A 19,979-nucleotide genomic window follows, 5' to 3' on the forward strand; every position below is an offset into this window, starting at 1 on the left:
AGCCCGTCATGCGCAGGGTGAACCCGCGTCGGGGGTGGGCGTCGCCGGTCTGCAGTCGCGGCCGGCCGGCATGACCAACGGGATGGCTCTCGTACACAAGCCGGTTGAGAAGAGCCGCCCCGAGCAAGCAGAGCAACCCACAAGCAGAACCAACCAGAAACGACAGATAGGGAGAATAGTCTCTGATGAAGAGCACTCTTCGGTTGATCCTCGTCGCGACGGTCGCCACGTCGTCACTGGCGGCACTCGCACCCTCGGCCAACGCAGCCAACCGCGGCTACGCGATCTCCCGGGGCACGACGATGTACAGGGGCGACTATCTGCACCGGGACATGGGCGGCTGGGCCGTGGAGCTGATCATGCAGCCGGACGGGAACCTCGTTCTGAAGGCGACGAACGGGCATGTCTGCTGGGCGGCCGGCACGAACCCCAGCGGGTACAAGGCCGCTTACCAGAGCGACGGAAACTTCGTCGTCTACAACAGCAGCGGCCGGGCGTTGTGGGCGAGCAACACGGTCGGCGCCTCGTGGGACACCGGTCAGACGGTCAGCATCAACGCTCAAGGAACGCTGTACGTGGGTTACAAGAAGATCTCGACCTGCTGGAAGTGACGCCGCACTCGGGCAACGCGCGCACCTTTCAGTACCCGGTCGTCTGACGGCGACCTCGTGGATCCCTTGAACATCCGCTGCCGCGCCGGATCCGGCACTGCCCGGCCCGCAAGGCGGTGGCGTCACCACTCGGGGCTTGATGCCTCCAAAGAGGCCATCCCCGTTCTCATTGCGCCCGGCAACAGGCCGGACACCGCGCATGCCGCATCAGCGAAGGAGACGTACGTGATGAAGAGCGCATGGGGGAAGATCATCGCTGTGGGCGCTGGAGTGATGGCGCTCGCCGGCGTAGTGCCGGGAGCGGCCTCGGCCGCCCAGCAGGGCGCGACTCAGATATGCCAGCTTCCCGCGGCGACGTTGCACTACAAGTACTACACGTCCAGCGGTGCGATCGCTGACTGGCCCAAGAACTGCAGCGGCAGCTACTCGCTCAACTCTTCCGGCTACAGCATCCAGGCCGGCGGTTGGTCGGGGTACGTCTACTTCAGCGACGGGACGTCCAGCGATTTCTGCGACGGCCAAACCCGCTACCTGGGAGGTCGACGGGTCATAAGGATCTACATGGCCGAGGCGAAGATCGAGGAGTGCGTACGCCGCTGAGGCTTCGGCGACCGCAACAGCAGCGCGGCGGCATCGACTGATATCTGGCCTCGTCGCGGGTCGGCGAGGCCACCGGTTGGCCCGGTTCGGTGCGTGAGCGGGTGGGTCCCGTAGCGCCGGACCGGGGGGCGTCAGTAGTCGGCACGAGTTGCATCACCAGGCGTTTGCCTAACCCCGGTGAGATGCCTTACTGGAGGTGGCTGGCGATGCGGTCCGCCGATTGAGCTTCAGGTGCCGCCGAGGGTAACAGGGCCGGGCAGCATCGTCCCTCGTCAGCGCGGACAACTGACGTGGCCCAGACCGTGATGGTCTGGGCCACGTCTGCTGTTGTGCCGTCGCGGCCTAACCGTGGACAGTGACATGAGGTGGCCAGGGGATTCGGCCCTGTCGGAGTGCGCGGCCACATGATGCTCCGACCACGCGTTGCCGACATGGAAGGTGTTGGCGTCCTGCAAGACATTGGACCGCTGATGGCGTGTCCGCCGCGTGCGTCCACGCGGGTGCGCGGACCTACGCCTTCTGCGCGTCGCACCGGGTCTATGCGGCCCAGGCACGCTCGAGCAGGGCACCGAACGGGGCCGGCTCTCGCCCGATCACCTCGGCAAGCGTCGGGTCGACGGCGGTGAACTCGCCATTGCGCGCCGCTGCGAAGATGCTCAGCATCAGGTCGGCGATCGGGGCCGGGGCGCCGTGTGCCAGGGTCTGCTCGCGGAAGGCGTCGTCGGGGACGACGGTGCGGGTGAAGGGCCGTCCGGTGGCCTGGGACGCGATCTCGGCGACGGTGTCGAAGTCGAGCGCCGCCGCGCCGGTGAGCGGCGGCGTGGGCCCCTCGAAGCGGCCCTCCTCGGCGAGGATCGCGGCGGTGGCATCGGCGAGGTCGTCGTGACCGGTCCAGGCCACGGGGCCGTCGGTGGGTAGGGCGATGTCGCCGGTGTGGCGGGCGGACTCCAGGAACTGCAGGGCGCTGGCGGCGTAGAAGCCGTTGCGCAGCGCGGTCCAGGGCAGGCCGGTGGCGAGCAGCAGGTCCTCGGTTCGGGCGTGGTCGCGGCACGCCTGGAAGCGGGAGTCGTGGGCGGCACCCATTTGGCTGGTGTAGAGGATGCGGCCGACGCCGGCCTTCACGGCGGCGTCGATGGCGGTGCGGTGGCCGGTGACGCACTCCTCGCCGATGCGGTCGAGGGAGACGAGGAGCAACTGTTCGGCCCCCTCGAAGGCATGCACGAGCGAGGCGGGGTCGTCGAAGCTGCCCTGCCGGACACGGACGCCGCGCTCGGCGAGGTCCTGGGCCTTGCGGGGGTCGCGGACGCTGACGCCGACGCGGTCGGCGGGGACGCGCTCCAAGAGGCGTTCGACGGTGCGGCGGCCGAGCTTTCCGGTGGCTCCGGTGACGATGATCACGGGTTCTCCCGACGCTGTTTCCAGTGGAATCATTTTTACGTTAACACCGGAATATCGCTGGAATCAAATCTTCGATATCATCGATTCGTGACTACGCGCGACACCACGGACAGCCCTCGTCGCCGCATCGTCGAGGCGGCCGTCGGGCTACTGGAGAACGGCGGCCCGGACGCGGTGAGCACCCGGGCGGTCGCCGCCGCGGCCGGGATGCAGCCGCCGGCGATCTACCGCCTCTTCGGCGACAAGGAGGGTCTCCTCGAGGCCGTCGCGGAGCACGGCTACGCACAGTTCCTGGAGAGCAAGCGCGCGCAGCTCGATCCCGAACCACAGGACGCGGTGGCGGACCTGCGCCGCGGCTGGGACATGGTGGTGGAGTTCGGAATCTCCCGCCCCGAGCTGTTCGCGGTGATGGACAGAGCCACCGGCCGGGGGGCGGACATGGCACACCGCGCGGGCCTGGAGATCCTCCATGGCCGGGTGCGCCGACTGGCGGCCGGGGGATGGCTGCGGGTCGACGAGGACCTGGCTGCCCAGATCATCCAGGCCACCGGCCGAGGCGCGGTCACCACCTGGCACTCCACCCCGGCAGACCGCCGCAATCCGGCGCTGCTGACCGCCCTCCGCGAGGCGATGGTCGCCGCCATCACCCGCGCCGAACCGATGGTTCCCGCCGCGGAGACCGGCCCCGCCGCGGCGGCCCGGGCGCTGCGCGCCGCTCTCGCCGACGACGCCGATGTCCTGAGCGACGCCGAGCAGCACCTGCTGCGCGAGTGGCTCACCCGCCTCGCGGCGGACCGTGGCGCTCCGCATGCCTGATCGCGCGTCAGGAGCCCTCGTGCAGGCGCGAGCGCCGATTCGATGGCTCGTGCGGCGTTCCGAGCCTGTAGGAAGCGAGCGTGCGACACAGCTGAGTGGGAGTTGCGCACCAGGAATGTGGGCGACTTCAGCAGCTCGTCCAGCACGAGGTCCTGGACGAGGACGTCGTCTGTGTCTCCTCGCTCGAGCACGTCGGCCTCGACTGCCCGGGCCGCTGCGGCTTCGCAGCCCGCGCCCGCCGCGCGGGTGCCTGCGGCCCCTGCGCGGCCCGGCGACCGTCCACCTCGACGAGGATGACGACACAGCGCAGTGAGCGGCTGTCCGTCAGGCGGAGCCGGGCGGCAATGCGCCGAGAACGGCAGCGAGGCTGTGCGGATCGCGTCGGGCGATGTTGTGGCCGACGGGGATCTCGTGAACCCGCCAGCCCGAGTCGTTGCGCAACCGTTCCGTCAGGGTCACGAACGGGCTGCCCGGCCACGCGCCACCACTGATGAACGTTCTGCCGAGCGCGCGGCCGGGGTTGTCACCCAGCCTGATCGACTGGACGAAGCTCGCCAGTGGGTGCGGCCGCGCGCGAGGGCCGAGTCCTTCGGGGACCGCAACCCATCGACCGTCGGCGCGGGCGCCGGCTATGAACAACTCCCGGAAGCGGTCGCTGGTCAAAGACCAGCACGAATCCCCGTCGTCGGGGACGTAGGCGTCGATGAAGACGAGCTGATCGAGGCGGTCGCCGAGCAGATCGGCTACGCCGGCGATCACCATCCCGGCGTAGCTGTGCCCGCACAGCGCGACGGGCGATCCGTCGCCGCGGTCGATGATCTCGGCCACCTGGGCAATATGGGTGTCGAGGTTCGGCGGACGGTTCACATCGACTGGGCCGTCCGACTCCAACCCCGACAGGGTCACCGCCTCGACGTGGTGACCGTCCCGGTGCAGCTCAGCAGCCACCGAGTCGAACACCCATCCGCCTTGCCAGCCGCCCGGCACCATCACGAACTTCACCGCTCCATGGTAGGCCAGGCAGATCATTTCAGGATGAAGTCCCGTGACGGCGGCGGCAGATGGTGCCGCAGGCCGCCTCGAAGCAGACCCCGGCGGAGGCCGGCACGGCGCTCACGGCGGATGCGGAGTCGTTTGAACCGGTACGGCCAGGCGCAGAAGGAGCAACGAGCTGATCGCCTCCGGGGCTGGCGGTCGGGCGAGCATGGCCCTCGTCGGCCGAAGAACTGCTCTGAGCGGTGCCCTCTTGGGAACTGGTGCGGCGCCGCACCGACATGGTCCCGGGGGAGGGGCACGACCGGGACGCCACGGCTGCCGCGAGGGCCTGGCACATGCAAGGCTTCACCGACTACCCGCCGCATACGGTGCTTTCCCTGGCGCTGACAGATCGCACTGCGTGACCCCGACGCTCAGCGGCTACGCGCCGGACTCGAACCAGATATCACGGATCACCTGCACAGATCGCCTTCTGAACAAGACCGCTCCGGCACTGGACCCGTAGCGCACGGCCCAGCCGGCCGAGGCGCGCTCCACCGTCCGCGTCTTCACCGCGGCCGCCCAGGGCGTTGGCACGCTCGTCAAGTGGCTGGACCGCGAGGCCGACACGCTGGGAGCCGTATCGCAGACGCCGTCTCGGGCCACCCGGCGCCCGATCTTCAACCACCTGGTCGCCCCGGCAGCCGGTGGCCCCGTCCATCACGAGCAGGCGGCGGCCATGCTCGACGCGCACGAGGCCGCGGTGCGCGCTGAAACCCTCGTCGACGCCAAGGCCGCGCGCGCAACCGCGGCCTGCTTGGACCAGAAGGAGTCAGCAGTCCTGGGGGAGACGAAGCGCCATGCAGCACGCTGCCGCTCAACCGCCGACTGCCCTGCGGCTGCTGCCCCCACCAGATTTACACGGGCTGCGAAGGATGCGCCCACGGGTGCGAATGCGGCTGCACCCCGGCGAAGCAGTGCGCCGCGGCCGGGTGCCCCCCTACGCGCCCGGCTCGCCACCACCCGCACCACACAGCAAGGCGTCGGGCCCGGGGCGGCTGCCGAACCGAGTGGTGAACGCGATCCCGGCGGCGTACTCGTTTGCCGCGCACTGCCCCTTGTGGTCGCCCTCGGCGAAGTCACCGCCCGCCGCCCCGCCGGGACGGTTGTCGGACCGGTCGAACCACACCGTGCGGGCGGCTCCCGCAAGCGCAGAACGGCCCGGCGCGCACAGCGCCGCCGACACGCGCTCCCCGCGCACGCTGTAGCCGGTCAGGAGAGCGCCCGGCGGGCACTGGAGCTTGGTGTAGCCCGACGCCCAGTCGCGGCCGGCGGGCACGTACCGCTCGTCGGTGACGACGGTCTGCCCCGCGTCCGTGGCCAGGGCCGTCGTGCCGGCGTCGGTGCACAGGCCGCGGCCGCTGGTGTGGCCCAGGCCGATCAGCCGCAGGCCGTCCGGGCAGGCGGCCTTGCGGGCCCCGGGGTCCCAGTCGCCCGTGGCCCGTGCGCTCAGCGACTCCACCGCGTCGCCGTGGTCGGTGGCGAGCATCCGCCAGACGGGCACGGACGTGACGGGGCCGGTCGTGCCGGGCGCGGACATGAGGTGCCGCCAGGCCATGCCGCGCCAGTCGGCGGCGTCGAGCGCACCGGAGCGGTGCCCGGCGCCGTCGTAGCGCAGCAGCGCCCAGTCGTCGTGTCCCTCGAAGCCGACCAGGGGCCAGTACGCGAAGTCGGCGTCGTGGTCTGCGAGGTAGTCGGTCATGTTGCCGAACCAGGTGCGGGCCGCCGGGTTCGTCTCGCCGGACCCGATGCCGAACTCGCTCACCCAGACGGGCGCGGTGTAGTGCCGGCCGCTCTCCTCGACGAAGAACGCCTCGTCGTCCAGCGCCGCGCCCAACTGCTCGCGGGTCATGTCCTGGTAGCGCGCGTCGTGCGTCTCGCCGATGCCGGTGGCGCCGCTGTGGTGCGGACCGGTGTAGCCGTAGAAGTGGGCCGAGTACACCAGCTTGTGGGCGTCCACGAGGGTGTGCGAGAGCGTGCCCACGGGGGTGAGCTGTGGCCGTCCGTGCGGGAGGCCGTCCACGGGCAGGCCGGTCCAGTTGATGCCCTCGACGACGATGAGCAGATGAGGGTCGCCCTCTGTGAGGATCCGGTCCGCGGCGAGCTGGGCGGCCGCGTACCAGTCGTGGTCGTCGCCCAGACCCCAGTTGGGGTCGTCCAGGACGTTGCGCCTGACCTCGTTGTACAGGTCGGCGCCCACCACCCCCGGAACCCGGGCGTAACGGCGGGCCATGAAGACCCAGTCGTCGGCCCATTGCGGGGTGGGCTGCCCGGTGTTCCACCGCTCGTTGCCGTCGACCCCGCAGCACCAACGGGAGGTATTGGTGTGGTTGTTGAGGATGACCGCGAACCCGCTCCGGCTGAGCGCGTCCACGACGGCGTCGTAGACCTGGAGCGGCGTCCTGCCGCGCAGCTGCGGGTTGGCGGTCACGGCACTGTCGGGCACCGCGCCCGTGCTGTGGATCATTTCGTTGGAGAAAGGCAGCCGGACGGTGTTGATGCCCAGTTCGTGGAAGTCGGCAAGCAGCCCGTCCAGCGGCACGCGGTCGAGACCGAGCGGTATCCCGTGGGAATCCTGACCCGCGTGATGGCCGGCCGGATCGCCGATGTCGCCGCTGCCCGTCCACGACCCTTGCGCACCATCCCAGTTGGCGCCCTTCAGCCGGAAGCGGTCGCCCCGGGCATCGACGATGTAGCGGCCCCGGGTGGACAGCGGCGGATACCAGGTCTCCGCGGCCGCCGCCGCGGAGGCGGAGGCGGAGGCATGCGGGGCGGGCGAGCGGGGCGGCGGCGCGGCGGACGCCGTGGTCGTCTGTGCGGCCAGGAGCACGAGGCCGGCGACTGTTCCGGCCAGACGCAGGACAGTTGGTGCCATCGACATGTGGACAGCCCTCGCTTGGTGTGGGGGAACCGTTCTCCGGGGCTGTACGGTGCCCTGTCCCGCCGGGAAGGTCCAGACGGTCGGCACGCGTGGCGCAATTCACGCACCGCGGCGACTCGGATGTAGCTCCGACCGCCTGCCCCGCCCTCCGTCTCGGTGGTCCGAACAGCACCTGTTCGAAAGGCAACGACTGTTCACCAATGGGGGAAGCACATGGAACACGAGCGTCATGGCAGACCGGCAGCCCCTGCCCACCAGCTGCCCGACCGTACTTGACAACGTCATCTTCACCAGAGCTTGGGAAGGCCGGAGCACGGGCACGACGACGGCAGTTGAGGTTGAGGCTGAGGCTGTGCGCTTCACTCAGGGCGTGCGGTGCCGGCACGTGAAGCTCATCTTGGCAGAACCCGCAGAACGACTGGGCAAGCATCACCGAAGCTCGGACCACCGGCTGATCGGGGTGTCTTCAGATATCGCACACGCATAGTGGCGGCTGGTCGGGACGTCCGCACCGTCACCGTCTCGAACCGATGGGGGGCGGGCCGACTGGCCCGCCCCCCACCTGTCCTGCCGCCGGTTCGGGCGGTCAGATCCGGTCCGGTGTTACCGGACGACCACTTACTTGATGTCGGTGTGGCAGAACCAGATGGTGCTGCTCTGACCGATGGCGCCGTCGAGCTCCTCCGAGTCGGGCTGGGGAGTGAGGACCTGGAGGTCGAGGATGGCGTTCATGGAAGTTCTCCTTGTGATGCGAAAGAACAGGGAATCGCAGCCGTTCGGAACGGCTCGGTGCCACGGGGCCATGGCCACTTGCCCCCGGCCGATGTGCGTCGTTTTCGGCGGCCCGGCGCGTCGGCGTTCCGCGGCGGTGCGATTGCGGTCACGGTCGGTCCTCTCGTCCGCGGGGGCGGGAGAGCAGGGGCAGGACGGGCAGGCCGTCGGTGACGGTGCGCAGGGCGTGGAGGATGCCCGCCGTACCGGTGGCCAGGTCCATGGACAGGCGCATGTTCTGTGCGCCGAAGGTGGCGATGCCTCCTTCGTGCGGTAGCGCGTGCCAGGCGAGGTCGCGGATATGGCTGGTGAGAGCGGCCGCCAGACCCGGATCACGCTCGACGGCACGGTTGTGCGCGAGGGCGGCGGCGAGGCCGGCCCGTCCGGTGAGGAGACCGCTGTAGACGGTGAAGTCGAGGTCCGGCGCGGTGTGCAGAGCATCCAGGGGGTCGGTGAGTGCTTCCTCGGGACGGTGCCGCAGGTAAGCGGCAAGGGCGACGGTGATACCCGCGCTGCCTGCCCCGAGAGTGGGCAGCGGTGGGGAGCCGTCGCTCGGCGCGGGCGTCCTGGCGGTGCCGGGGAAGTGGTCCAGATCAAGGTGGACGGCCCGGCGTGCCAGGTCCAGGTACCGGCTCTCGCCGGTGTCCTCGTGGAGGCCGAGGAAGAACAGGGCCGGTCCGCTCCAGCCGCGCATCAGTCCGGTGCGGCCGGCGGAAGCACGTGTGACCCCGTTCAGGCATGTGGCAAGGCGCTCGCCGGCCTCCAGGGCGTACGTGTGCAGGCGGGGCGTGTCCAGGGTCTGTGCGAGATGGCGCAGGTTGAGTCCGATGCCCGCCAGCCCGTCGTGCAGGCCGGACGGAGTCGCGTCGGTGGTGAGGTCGACGGCCCTGTTCAGCGTGTCGAGAGCCTGGTCGGGGCGGCCCAGAGGCTCAGGGTGTGGGCGGCCCCGTGCAGGCCGTCGTACAGGCCCGGACGAGGCTGTACGGCACGGTGGGTGGCCTGCCACAGCCACTCGTGGTGTTCGGGGTCCGTCTCGTGCCCGGCGGCGGTCAGTGCGTACAGGACACCCGCGGCACCGTGGGCGAGGGTGTAGCCGCCGTCGTGCAGGGCGGTGGGCTCGCCGGGGAAGAGCCGGTCGGTGCGTTCGGGGGTGGCACTCGCCCGGATGGCGGCGACGAGGGCCTGCTCCAGCTCGTGGGCGGACGACGAGCTGAGGTCGTCCGCGGCGGCGGCGAGCAGGTCGGCGGCCTTCCGGTCGGTGCGGGCCGTGACACCGGGAGGGGTCACCTGCACGGTATGGACCCGGAGCCGACCACCCCGCGTGACGCCCTCGGCTCCCTGCTGCGGGCGGTCGGCGTGGCCGAGCGCGCGATCCCGGCCTCGGCCGAGGACCGGTCGGGGCTCCTGCGGTTCGTGGTCCGCGACCGGCGATTACTGCTGGTGCTGGACAACGCGGCGAGCGAGGACCAGGTCCGCCCCCTGCTGCCCGGCGCCGGACGCTGCCTGACGGTCGTCACCAGCCGTCGTGCCCTGGCCGGTCTCGAAGCGGTCCACCGGATCGACCTCGCGCTGCTGCGCCGGGAGGAAGCGGTCGAGTTGCTGAGCCGTATCGTCGGCCGGGACCGGGTACGGCAGGAGGCCCAGGCCGCCCGCGATCTCGTCGAACTGTGCGGCTTTCTGCCCCTGGCCGTACGGATCGCCGGACAGCGTCTCGCCGGACGGCCTCACGAGCGCATCGGCAAGCTGGCCGCCCAACTGGCCCAGGAGGGACGGCGTCTGGACACCCTCCAGGTCGGCGATCTCCAGGTGCGGGCGGCTTTCGCCCTGTCCTGCCGGCAGTTGACACCGGCCGCCCGGACGGTCCTGCGCCGGGCCTCGCCGGCCGCTGGAGGCGAGTTCAGCCCCGAGAGCGCCGCCCTGCCGGCCGACCTGCCGGTCGGCCGCGTGGCCCAGCACGCCGAGGAGCTGACGGATGCCGGCCTGCTACAGCCCGACGCAGCGGCCGAGCGCTACCGCTTCCACGATCTCGTCAGGCTCTTCGCCACCGAGCAGCTGGCCGCCGAGGACGGTACCGCGGTGTCCCGAGCCGCGCTGGAACGTACGGCGCAGTGGATGCTGCGCCGGGCCACCGCCGCCGCGCTGCGCTTCGACGCCGACCGTCACCGGAACACCCCGTACGACGACCCCCATCCCGCCGGTGCGCCCGCCGACCGTGACGAGGCCCGCGCGTGGCTGGAGGCCGAGCGGGCCCAGTGGCTCGCGGCCTTGCGCCAGGCACAGAACGCGGGACGCCACCGGCAGTGGTGCTGGCCGCTTGTCGGCACCCGCGTTCACTGCACCAGCGGGTTGAGTGGTGCACAGCCACTTGGCAGTGGGTCACTTATGCGAAGTGTGGACGTTCATCGGCCTGTCCTGATGGCGAGGGTCGGGCGGCCCGCCGTGTAAATCCTTGAGTGATGACGCGAGCAATGCCCAGCATCGGCGTCGACGAGGACCACGACTCCTCAATGTTCTCGCTTCGCTGCGTAGTTGAACATATGCGCAGAGCAGTCAACCTGGCGCGAAGTCCTCTTGAGACGGCCTGCGGGCGGCAAAAGACTGCTGCGGTAGCAAGGCCGCGCCTGCATTCCGGGAGCCGCGGCACAGCAGTCACGATCGCAATGGAGGAGAACGCCGATGCCCGACGCCAGCCGTCGAGACGCCGCACACTCGATCACGCTGACCGACGGCACCGCCACGCGGACCCGTGAGGCGGGCCCCGTCGACCTGGTGCCGGTCCAGGAACTGCACCGCCGCTGCTCGCCGGGCAGCCGAGCCCTGCGGTACCACGCGGGCAAGTCCGGACTGTCACCTGCCCAATGGCGTCAGTTGTCCAGCCCGGAGCGCGGCACCACGCTGGTGACCGCTCCGGCCGAGCGTACGGACCACATCATCGCCATGACCAACGTCATGCGCACACATCAGCAAGGGGTGGGGGAACTCGCGATCCTGGTCGAGGACGCGTGGCAGGCCAGGGGGCTCGGCACCGCGCTGGCCGAACATGCGGCGACCTTAGCCCGCCGCGAGGGACATCACACGCTGACCGCCGCGGTGGTGGCGAGCAACAAGCCGATGCTTCAGGTCCTGGGGAAACTGGATGCGACGCCGCTCGACGTCACCGGGCCCGTGCTCGACCTCCGCATCCTGCTGTAGGTCCGGCTTCGACGATCACGGGTGATGGATCACGGTGGGGTAGCCGGACAGGTTCCTGGCCCCCGAGCCCCTCGCGGACTTCGCCGTCTTCCCGCTCGAGGGAACGGGGCGGGGCGGAGTACGCGGGACTGCGGACCCGCATCCTGCCGGGGCGGCACCGACTCCGTCCAGCGGAACGGCCGGTGACAGGGAAAGCACTCAGTCGCTGAACGGACCGTAGTCGCCACCCAGTTCCTGACGGAGGGGAGACGACACCTGTCTCAGGAACCGGCGGGGCCGGAGGGCGAGGGGCCCGTCAGGAGGCGGTGCGCCTCCAGAGCGAGGTGGATCTCGCTCGCCCCCACCGGGTCGGTGGGTGAGCGCCCCGTGAGTTCCTGCACGCGCCGCAGACGGTACGTCACAGTGTTGCGGTGGCAGTACATCCGGGCAGCGGTCTCGGTGGCGGATCCGCCCGATGCGAACCACCGGCTAAGCGTCTCCAGCAGCAGCTCCCTTTCGTGCTGCGGGAGTTCGAGAACAGGGCGGAGCACCTTGCGCACCGCGTGCTGGGCCGAGTCGGGGGCGCTCACCACCATCAGGCGGACTGGTGAGTCACCGTAGGAGGCCACCTCGCGGGCGCCCGACTCGACGCAGGCGCAGGCGAGCCGCGCCTGGCGGAAGGCACCGGGCACCTGCTCCAGACCGTGGAAGAGCGTGCTCACGCCCGCCCGCCCGATGCTCCGCCCGCGAAGGAGGTCCACGGCCTGCGCAAGGCTCCCGGGCGACCGGAGCGAGAGCAGTCCCACCTGCGCGTCGCCCTCCTGGCGCCAGACCGACCAGACGCCGAGGGCTCGCAGTGCGCCCTCCACGTCGTGCAGGGCGTCCTCGTCTGCCGGACGGCCCACGGCGGCGGTCTCGGCGCTGACCACGGCGAAGACTCCCCGCTGCGGCAGCCGCAGCGCGTCGGCGCACTCCCACAGGTGGGCGCCCTCATCCAGCCTGCCGTCGAGTAGCGCGGCCAGCAGCAGGCTCTTGACCTGCCGGTCACGGTGGGCTCTTTCGGACATGGTCTCGCGGTAGGCCACGGCCACCGCGTCGGTGAAGGTGTCACTGACCGACCAGACCGCGGCGGCGACGTGCGGCATCTCCTTGGTGACGGTGTCCCCCGCCTCGTTCAGGATGCACTCCCACATGAACCGTCCGGCGACCCGGTAGGCGTGTGTCACCGCGGACAGCGGCACCCCGTGCTCGGCCTTGAAACGGCCGGTGTCGTGCGGCACGCGCAGGTCAAGACTGTCCCGGCCCAGCTGGGTGATCATGGAGTGCAGGTTGTCCGCGCAGGAAGTGCGCAGCTGGTCGTGTGTCACGTGGCCGTGGTCGCCATAGGCGTCCTCCCCCTCCGTGATCCGGTCCGTGAGCAGGTCGGCGAAACGGTCGATCCCGGGCAGCAGCACGTCGACCAACCCGCGCAGGCCGTCGTCCACGCCGCTGTCGCGTGCGCCGTTGTCATGAGGGGTGACAGTCATTCGGGCTCCCGCAGCGAGGTCGGCGGGACCGCCGCGCCGGCTGTCCCACCACGACGTGCCAGTGGCCCGGAGCCGGCCGGGCCACTGGCAGAGTAACCACACGACGTAGTTGTGGCGACAGTCCGCCCACGTCGACAATCCGCCCGCGTCAGACGTCGGCGGACACCGTGCCGCGGATGAGGTCCGCAGCCCGTTCCGCGATCATGATCGTCGGTGCGTTGGTGTTGCCCCTGACCACGGTCGGCATGACCGAGGCATCGACCACCCGTAGCCCCGCCACACCGTGCACGCGCAGCTCGTGGTCGACCACCAGGCCGATCGCGCAGGTGCTCGTCGGGTGGTACAGGGTCTGCAGCTCGCGCCGCGCGTAAGCCAGTAGGTCGGCGTCGCTGTCGGACGGCGGCGTCAGGAAGTCCGACCGGCGGTGCAGGCGCAGGGCGGGCTGTCCGACGATGTCCAGTACCAGCCGCAGCGCCCGGATCGCTGTGGCCCGGTCCTCCGCGGTGGACAGGTAGTTGTGCAGGATGCGCGGCTTGGCGCTGGGCAGCGTCGAGCGCAGCGTGACCTTTCCGCGGCTGGTGGGTGCGAGCAGCACCGCGCCGATGTGGAAGGCGTGGTCGGTGGCGGCTCCCAGCCCCTCCTGGTGGAACATGGCCGGTACGGCGTGGATCTGCACGTCCGGGGCGTCGAGACCGCCGGTGGTGCGGAAGAACCCGCCGCCCTCACCGACGTTCGAGGTGAGGGGCCCGCGGCCTTCGGCTTCCAGCAGCCGGAGGTTCTCGGAGGTCTCAGCGGTGAGCAGGGATTCGGTGTCGGTGAGATGGACGACGGCCAGATGCGGGTGGTCCTGGAGATTCTCGCCGACCGGCAGGTTCACCTTGGGGGTGATGCCGAGGGCCGCGAGCTCGTCGGCGACGCCGATGCCCGAGAGCATGAGCAGCTGGGGTGAGTTGTAGGCGCCCGCTGAGAGGACGACCTCCCGTTCGCACCGAAGTTCCTGCGTCGCCCCGTCCCGGTCCACCTCGACACCGACGGCCCGTTCCCCGTCGAGGAGGACGCGGGTGCACTGCACCCCGGTGAGCACGGACAGGTTGGGCCGTTCGACGGCGGGTCGCAGGTAGGCGTCGGCCGTGCTGCACCGCAGGCCGCCGCGCTGGGTGAGCTCGTAATACCCGACGCCGTCCTGCTCAGGGCCGTTGAAGTCGGGGTTGACCGGATGTCCCGCCTGCTGAGCCGCTGCCAGGAAGGCGTCGATGAGGGGGTTGCGGGAGCGCCCGGGGTTGACCGGGAGCGGGCCGCCGGCGCCGTGCCATTCGGAGGCGCCGGCGTGGTGGTCCTCCGACCGCAGGAAGTACGGCAGTACGTCGTTCCAGCCCCAGCCCTTGGCGCTGACGGCGGCCCATGAGTCGTAGTCGCGGCGGTGGCCGCGGATGTAGATCATGGCGTTCATCGAAGAGGAGCCGCCGAGCATGCGGCCGCGCGGCAGATAGCGCCGTCGGCCCTCGAGGCCGGGCTCGGGCTCGCTGAGGTAGTCCCAGTCGTACTTGGTCCGGAACAGCTTCGAGAACGCGGCCGGAACGTGGATCTCCTGGGCGTCGTCGGCCGGGCCGGCCTCCAGGAGCAGGACGCGTACGTCGGGGTCCTCGCTGAGCCGGGCGGCGAGCACACAGCCCGCGGATCCCGCACCCACGATGATGTAGTCGTACATGGTGTGCCCTCTCTCTCGGCGGCCGGCCACGCGGTCAGTACTGGATGGCCTTGGTCTCCAGGAACTCCTCGAAGCCCAGACGCCCGGCCTCCCGGCCCACGCCAGACTGCTTGTAACCCCCGAACGGGGCAAGGGGGTTGAATGCGCCACCGTTCACGTCGACCATCCCGGCCCGGATCCGGCCGGCAACCGAGCGCGCCCGTTCGGGATCGCCCGACCACACGGCCCCGGCGAGGCCGTAGGGCGTGTCGTTGGCGATGGCCACGGCCTCCTCCTCGGTGTCGTAGGGCAGGATCGACAGGACGGGTCCGAAGATCTCCTCGCGGGCGATGGCCATGTCGTTGGTGACGTCGGTGAAGACGGTAGGAGCGACGAAGTAGCCGGGCCCGTCCTGCGGCGCGTCGGGACCGCCGGTGAGCAGGGTGGCGCCCTCGGCGATGCCGGCCGCGATGTAGTCGCGCACGCGCTTGAGTTGGATGTCGGAGACCAAGGGACCGATCCGCGTCTCCTCGTCCTGCGGGTCGCCGACGCGGTAGCCGCGCGCCGTCTCGGCGGCGATCCGGCCAGCCTCCTCGAGCTTGTCACGGGGGACGAGCATGCGGGTGAGAGCGATGCAGGTCTGGCCGGCGTTGAGGTAGCACTTGGCCACTCCGTCGGTGACCGCGGCCTTCAGGTCGGCGTCGTCCAGAATGATGTTGGGAGACTTGCCGCCGAGTTCCAGCGCCACCTTCTTGACGGTCTCCGCCGCCAGCGCCGCCACCCGCCGGCCTGCCCGGGTCGATCCGGTGAACGAGACCATCGCCACGTCGGCGTGACTCACCAGCGCCTCACCCACCACCGGCCCGTAACCGGTCACCACGTTGAGCACTCCGGCGGGCAGCCCCACGGACTCGGCGATCTCCGCCAGGAGCATGGCGGACAGAGGAGCGACCTCGGAGGGCTTGAGCACGACGGTGCACCCCGCGGCCAGCGCCAGCGCCACCTTCAGCGAGACCTGGTGCAGCGGAAAGTTCCACGGCGTGATGCAGCCGACGACTCCGACGGGCTCACGGACGACATGCGAGTTGCCGACCTCCTCCGGCCCGAAGTCGAAACCGGCCGCCAGTTCGGCGGCCTGGCCGAAGGTGAACACGGGCAGCCCCGACTGCAGGACCCGACTCTCCTGGACAGGAGTACCGACCTCGCTCGCCACCAGGCGTGCGATGTCCTCCGCGCGCTCCTCCAACGCACGGTGGATACGGCGCAGATAGTCCGCACGAACCTCTTGGGAGGCCTGGGACCACTCCTCGAATGCCCGGGCGGCGGCACGCACCGCCCGGTCGACATCCTCGGGCGTACCGGCCGGGACCGAGCCGATCACACGTTCGTCCGCGGGGTTGACGATTTCGATCACTTCGGTGTTCGGCGCCTTCGTCCATTCCCCGTTGATGAAGTGCCCGCTGTATGTCTTCATGGCTGTGCTCCTTGCTCGGCCCGGTTTCCCGGCAGTGTGCGCGAGCCGTTACGGCGGGGTCGATGGAGCGGTGAAGCCGGATCGGCTCACCCGATTGTGCATCTGCACAAGGCCGTACTCGACTCCCGACCTTTGCTGGGAGTCGAATACGGCCTTGCGGTCTCTCGAGATGGGGTGTGAGGGCACTGTCCGTTGACTGACCGGGTGGTGGGATGATCTTCGGGTTGATCATGGTGGAGAGGGACCGTCCGTGGACAGCGCGCCGCAAACCTCCCGCGATCACCTTTTCGACTGCGGCATCCGGCTCGTCCGCGGGTCGACGGGGAGCCGGTCGCGGCCGAGCGATTACCCAGGTCAGCCCATCTAACTGACGAAGGGGGCTGCGCATGCGCATCGCCGCGTCAGGCCGGGTCGCTCTCCTGGGAGCTGCCTGGGACGCGGTCACAGCCCGGCGTGCCAGTCCCGCTCCAGATCGCCTGTGTCGAATACGCTGCGAAGATGTCCGACCTGGAGGCCTCGGCAACGCGGATGCGCGGGAATGCCGCCCGGTATCGGCTCTTCACGTCGGCCGGGACGGCGCAGCTGCCGGACGGAAGGGGTGTGGCATGAGATCCCCGAGCGTGCACCTACGGGAGATCACCGACGACGACCGGGATGCCGTGCGTGCCCTCCGCGTCCGAGGTGACCAGAAGCAATTCGTCGCCTCCGTGTCCCATTCCCTCAAGGAGGCGGCGAAGAAACCGGAGGCCAATCCCTGGTACCGCGCCGTGTACCGCGGCGATGAGCCAGTCGGCTTCGTGATGCTGTCGTGGAAACCGCCGGCCGGTCCTTACAAAGGGCGACACTTCCTCTGGCGACTCCTCGTCGACAAGCGGTACCAGGGGCGAGGGATCGGCCGAGAGGCGCTCACGCAGGTCGCCACCCTGGTTCACGCGGACGGCGCCACCGAGCTGCTGACCAGCTACGAGCCGGGCGACGGCGAGCCGTGGCCCTTCTACCAGAAGTTCGGGTTCGAGCCCACCGGGGAGATCGACGACGGCGAGATCGTTCTGCGACTCACCTTCCCCGCTCGGTGAGCTGTTTTACGGAAGCGCGGACAGTTTTGACCTGAGGTGGTCACACGACGAGAGGCTGGTGGGCACCTGGAAGTCGATGCCCGCCAGCTGCACGTCCCCCCAAGTCACCGTTACCCCGCAACTGGCCGTTCCTCCGGAGACTCTGGCGGTTCCGGGCCGCCTGCAACTGCCGCTCCGCGTGCCGCCCGTTCTCCCCTCGCAGCATCGTCAACCACGGCCAAAGGTCCGGTAGCGTTGTGCCGAGCAGGCCAGCCGGTGCTCGATACGGCACCGTTGAAAGGGATCTGGCGGACACACGCCGTAGACGGTGACCCGACCGTCGGAGAGCTCGATCGACCGATGCTCCGCCGGCACCGTATGGGCCAGTGGAGCCGTGTGTGCAGGTTCGAATCCTGCCGGGGGCACCCATGAGGTGCTCAAATACCCCGTCACCAGCGGAAACGCTGAGTGTGGGGTCATTGTGTCCGTGCAGGCGTGTGCCGCCCGGAGCGGCCGTATGCCGGGGTCTGTGGACTATTCGTGGACAGAATCTTGGGGCGTTTGCCCTGGTCGCCATCGGAAACGTCGGTGGCCCCGGACGAGTCCGGGGCCACCGAGGTGCCTCCTCCACTGAGCCTGGTCACGGGGCCGGCTCGCTAGTCAGCGGTGACCCCCCAGTAGCCGATCTGCACAGGCCGGCCGTAGCGGTAGAGCACCGTGCAGTTCCCCTGGGCGCGGCCCGGGAAGCCCAACCGCTCGGACTCGAGGGCGGCGTCCCACTCCGCGTAGGTGGGCCGGCCGTGAGGAGCCCACGCACGCACCTCATCATCGGTCAGCAGCCGCATGAACGGGCCGTCGTCGGTGTCCGTGGCGTCGATCATGCAGGGAAGATCCAGCACGGTGCCCGTGCCGCCGGTGAGAATGTATTCCTGCCACTCCGGGTCGCGCCACAGCTCCTCGACAGACCGGCCCTCGAAACCGTGGTTGTCCCGAGCCAGCTCCTCTTCCTGGGCCTGCCGGAATGCGGCCTCCAGATCACGCTGATACGGACCAGTGGCCTGCCATGCATTGCCGCCCACCTCTGTCCCTCCCCACCTGAGCTCTTCAATCGAGGCGCAGCATAAAGGACGGCACCGACAGCGCGCCGGCCGATCACTCGTACTCGCGCAACAGCTCTTCGGTCTTGCGGTTGGCGACCTCCTGCCGTCCGTCGATGCACTTGGCGTAGCGGCTCAGCAGGACCTCGACGCTGTTGCCTGCGCGCTCGGCGACCTCGGTAGGGTCCACCCCGGAGTTGAGCAAGGTCGCCAGCGCCGAGTGTCGGAGGTCATACGGCCGTGCAGCAAGCGGCACCGTCTCAGTGCCACAGAGCAATACGCGGACCACGTCGGTGGAAGCAGACGGTGCGGGTTCTCTGAACTGCCGGCTCTCTGGCCTGGATCACTGCAGGTTGACCTAGTCACATCAAGTGCTCTCTGATTCGTCCTGTGGCCGCCGGCGCAGCGTGAGTGGGTGTGCCGCGGCGAGGTATTAGCGATCCGGTGCGTTCGACGCGGCGGTATTCTGCCGCGCACCCGCTGCCGCGGCGGTGGCCCTCACGTCCCGCCGAGCCGCAGGCAGGTAGGGGACGCTGGATGGCCGCCGGTGTCATCGAGGCCAGCCGCTGCTGTAGTGGCGAGGCAATTGGTGACGGCAGCGCATTGTCATCCGGTGAGTGGACTCATTGTCAGCGGGGGCCAACGCGTTGACGAGATCGGCGGAACGGCGAAGATGGCCTGGGGCGTTGACGCACGGGGCATGACTCCGCAACCCTCCAGTCACTGTGACTCGTTCGGGTTGCCCTTCGGATCGCAGACGGTTCGTGTCACAGCCGCACCCTCACCAATCCTCTGACGACCTCTGGACCGCACATGAGTATGTACCAGTCCCCGCAGCAGCAGCCCTACGGATACTGGCAGCCGATGTACCCTCCGCCCGCCGCGCCCCCTGTGGTGGGCCCGCCTCCCGGGGCCCTCGGCAACCAAGGCGCACGGCTCGCCGGCCGTTTTCTGGACGCGGTGTTCATGGTGCTGGCGCTGCTACTCGTGGCCGGCCTAATCGTCTTGATCCAAAACCTGACGGTGGACAACGACGTCATCGGGATGGTTGCAGGGGTGATCGGGTATGTCGGGATCGGCCTGGTCCTGCTCTGCTACGAGCCCGTCATGAACTGGAAGTCCGGTGCCACCTACGGGAAGCGAATCTGCGGATTGCGTGTCGTCCGGCTCGATAACAGTCAGAACCTCTCCTTCGGACGCGCGTGGTTGCGCTGGTTCACCAGCTTCGTGATGGGATTCGTGCCGTTCCTGGGGCTGGTCAACGTGCTGTGGTGCCTCTGGGACAAGCCGTTCCAGCAGTGTCTGCACGACAAGGCGGCCAACAGCGTCGTCGTGAGCACCAGACCCTGACGTAACGGGGCCACGGCACGCCGCGTCTCCCGCTCCAGAGCCCCGCGGGACGACGGCCTGCGTGAACTGCGGGGCACAGCGGTTTCCGCGACGTCCGTCGGCGCCTCTGACTGCCTGCGCCCGCAACCTTCCCGAGCCACGGCAGGCGGCGGGCGCGGTGAAGCGGCACAGACGCGATCCCTCGGACCTCTCGCACGGTCAGCGGCCTCTCAGACGGGGTGCCGGTAAGAACACTGTCACGAGCCGCAAACGGCGGTGATCTTGCGCGGGTGTCACCCGTGTGGGTGAGTCCAGGGTCGTGCACCTGCGCGGGGTGAAGCCCCGAGAGGACGCTCGACGACCGTGGCCCGCACCCCTTTGGACCTGGACGACCTGGTCGAGCACTGGACGCTGCTGAAGGACGAGCTAGGGCCAATACCGGTGATTTAGGTCGTTTTCCGGCTGGTCGAGGTGGCTCTGGTGGGCCCGACCAGCCGGACCGTCGGGGTGTCTGGCCGTGGTGGGCTG

At 69.7% G+C, this 19,979-nt stretch carries 17 protein-coding genes and 1 pseudogene; 7 read left to right on the forward strand and 11 right to left on the reverse strand.

Annotation, left to right across the window (positions count from 1 at the left end; translation table 11 throughout):
* The first annotated feature begins 185 nt into the window (after positions 1-185).
* Together ABZ478_RS23000 and ABZ478_RS23005 are read left to right on the forward strand one after the other, a co-directional pair.
* On the forward strand, positions 186-611 hold the full coding sequence (locus ABZ478_RS23000; RefSeq protein WP_359552319.1) for a hypothetical protein: 426 nt from the start codon (positions 186-188) through the stop codon (positions 609-611).
* A 225-nt stretch (positions 612-836) separates the two neighbouring features.
* On the forward strand, positions 837-1,211 hold the full coding sequence (locus tag ABZ478_RS23005; RefSeq protein WP_359552321.1) for a hypothetical protein: 375 nt from the start codon (positions 837-839) through the stop codon (positions 1,209-1,211).
* Positions 1,212-1,748: 537 nt separating this feature from the next.
* Here ABZ478_RS23005 and ABZ478_RS23010 read toward each other — a convergent pair.
* The gene (locus tag ABZ478_RS23010) at positions 1,749-2,609 is read right to left on the reverse strand and encodes an SDR family oxidoreductase (protein ID WP_359552322.1); all 861 of its coding nucleotides are present in this window, start codon (positions 2,607-2,609) and stop codon (positions 1,749-1,751) included.
* Between the two features lie 87 nt (positions 2,610-2,696).
* On the opposite strand from ABZ478_RS23010, the gene ABZ478_RS23015 reads away from it, so the two are divergent.
* Complete coding sequence (locus ABZ478_RS23015) at positions 2,697-3,425, forward strand: TetR/AcrR family transcriptional regulator (RefSeq protein WP_359552324.1); 729 nt, start codon at positions 2,697-2,699, stop codon at positions 3,423-3,425.
* A 324-nt stretch (positions 3,426-3,749) separates the two neighbouring features.
* Here ABZ478_RS23015 and ABZ478_RS23020 read toward each other — a convergent pair whose 3' ends face one another.
* The 4 genes from ABZ478_RS23020 to ABZ478_RS23035 all read right to left on the reverse strand — a co-directional run bounded on the left by ABZ478_RS23020 (position 3,750) and on the right by ABZ478_RS23035 (position 9,399).
* Entirely contained in the window at positions 3,750-4,427 is a 678-nt protein-coding gene (locus ABZ478_RS23020; RefSeq protein WP_359552326.1) for an alpha/beta fold hydrolase, read from the reverse strand.
* A 973-nt stretch (positions 4,428-5,400) separates the two neighbouring features.
* Positions 5,401-7,341 carry a cellulase family glycosylhydrolase gene (locus ABZ478_RS23025; RefSeq protein WP_359552328.1) on the reverse strand — a complete coding sequence of 647 codons (1,941 nt, stop codon included), beginning with the start codon at positions 7,339-7,341 and terminating at the stop codon, positions 5,401-5,403.
* An 880-nt stretch (positions 7,342-8,221) separates the two neighbouring features.
* Positions 8,222-8,806, reverse strand: coding sequence for a hypothetical protein (locus ABZ478_RS23030; RefSeq protein ID WP_359552330.1), 585 nt, complete (start codon positions 8,804-8,806; stop codon positions 8,222-8,224).
* Positions 8,807-9,003: 197 nt separating this feature from the next.
* A complete protein-coding gene (locus ABZ478_RS23035; protein ID WP_359552332.1) occupies positions 9,004-9,399 on the reverse strand; it encodes a hypothetical protein in 396 nt (131 codons plus the stop codon).
* 9 nt (positions 9,400-9,408) lie between these two features.
* Here ABZ478_RS23035 and ABZ478_RS23040 point away from each other — a divergent pair, with 9 nt between their 5' ends.
* Positions 9,409-10,557, forward strand: a complete 1,149-nt coding sequence (locus ABZ478_RS23040) for an NB-ARC domain-containing protein (RefSeq protein ID WP_359552334.1) — start codon at positions 9,409-9,411, stop codon at positions 10,555-10,557.
* Between the two features lie 231 nt (positions 10,558-10,788).
* The gene (locus ABZ478_RS23045; RefSeq protein ID WP_359552336.1) at positions 10,789-11,304 is read left to right on the forward strand and encodes a GNAT family N-acetyltransferase; all 516 of its coding nucleotides are present in this window, start codon (positions 10,789-10,791) and stop codon (positions 11,302-11,304) included.
* Between the two features lie 260 nt (positions 11,305-11,564).
* Here ABZ478_RS23045 and ABZ478_RS23050 read toward each other — a convergent pair whose 3' ends face one another.
* From ABZ478_RS23050 to ABZ478_RS23060, 3 genes are all read right to left on the reverse strand, one after another.
* A complete protein-coding gene (locus ABZ478_RS23050) occupies positions 11,565-12,809 on the reverse strand; it encodes a helix-turn-helix domain-containing protein (protein ID WP_359552338.1) in 1,245 nt (414 codons plus the stop codon).
* A 148-nt stretch (positions 12,810-12,957) separates the two neighbouring features.
* Positions 12,958-14,517, reverse strand: a complete 1,560-nt coding sequence (locus ABZ478_RS23055; protein ID WP_359552340.1) for an FAD-dependent oxidoreductase — start codon at positions 14,515-14,517, stop codon at positions 12,958-12,960.
* 34 nt (positions 14,518-14,551) lie between these two features.
* Positions 14,552-15,970, reverse strand: coding sequence for an aldehyde dehydrogenase family protein (locus ABZ478_RS23060; protein ID WP_359552342.1), 1,419 nt, complete (start codon positions 15,968-15,970; stop codon positions 14,552-14,554).
* A gap of 605 nt (positions 15,971-16,575) precedes the next feature.
* Between ABZ478_RS23060 and ABZ478_RS23065 the strand changes: the two genes are divergently transcribed.
* On the forward strand, positions 16,576-17,046 hold the full coding sequence (locus ABZ478_RS23065) for a GNAT family N-acetyltransferase (RefSeq protein WP_359552344.1): 471 nt from the start codon (positions 16,576-16,578) through the stop codon (positions 17,044-17,046).
* Positions 17,047-17,253: 207 nt separating this feature from the next.
* Here ABZ478_RS23065 and ABZ478_RS23070 read toward each other — a convergent pair whose 3' ends face one another.
* From ABZ478_RS23070 to ABZ478_RS23080, 3 genes and pseudogenes are all read right to left on the reverse strand, one after another.
* Positions 17,254-17,505 carry a DUF6083 domain-containing protein gene (locus ABZ478_RS23070; protein WP_359552346.1) on the reverse strand — a complete coding sequence of 84 codons (252 nt, stop codon included), beginning with the start codon at positions 17,503-17,505 and terminating at the stop codon, positions 17,254-17,256.
* 176 nt (positions 17,506-17,681) lie between these two features.
* Positions 17,682-18,104, reverse strand: a complete 423-nt coding sequence (locus ABZ478_RS23075) for a hypothetical protein (RefSeq protein ID WP_359552348.1) — start codon at positions 18,102-18,104, stop codon at positions 17,682-17,684.
* A 73-nt stretch (positions 18,105-18,177) separates the two neighbouring features.
* Positions 18,178-18,375 (reverse strand): annotated as a pseudogene (locus ABZ478_RS23080) (site-specific integrase); the annotation flags it as partial.
* A gap of 560 nt (positions 18,376-18,935) precedes the next feature.
* Here ABZ478_RS23080 and ABZ478_RS23085 point away from each other — a divergent pair.
* Complete coding sequence (locus tag ABZ478_RS23085; protein ID WP_359552350.1) at positions 18,936-19,472, forward strand: RDD family protein; 537 nt, start codon at positions 18,936-18,938, stop codon at positions 19,470-19,472.
* Positions 19,473-19,979 lie beyond the last annotated feature (507 nt).

Source organism: Streptomyces sp. NPDC005706, assembly GCF_040631045.1.
GTDB lineage: Bacteria > Actinomycetota > Actinomycetes > Streptomycetales > Streptomycetaceae > Streptomyces.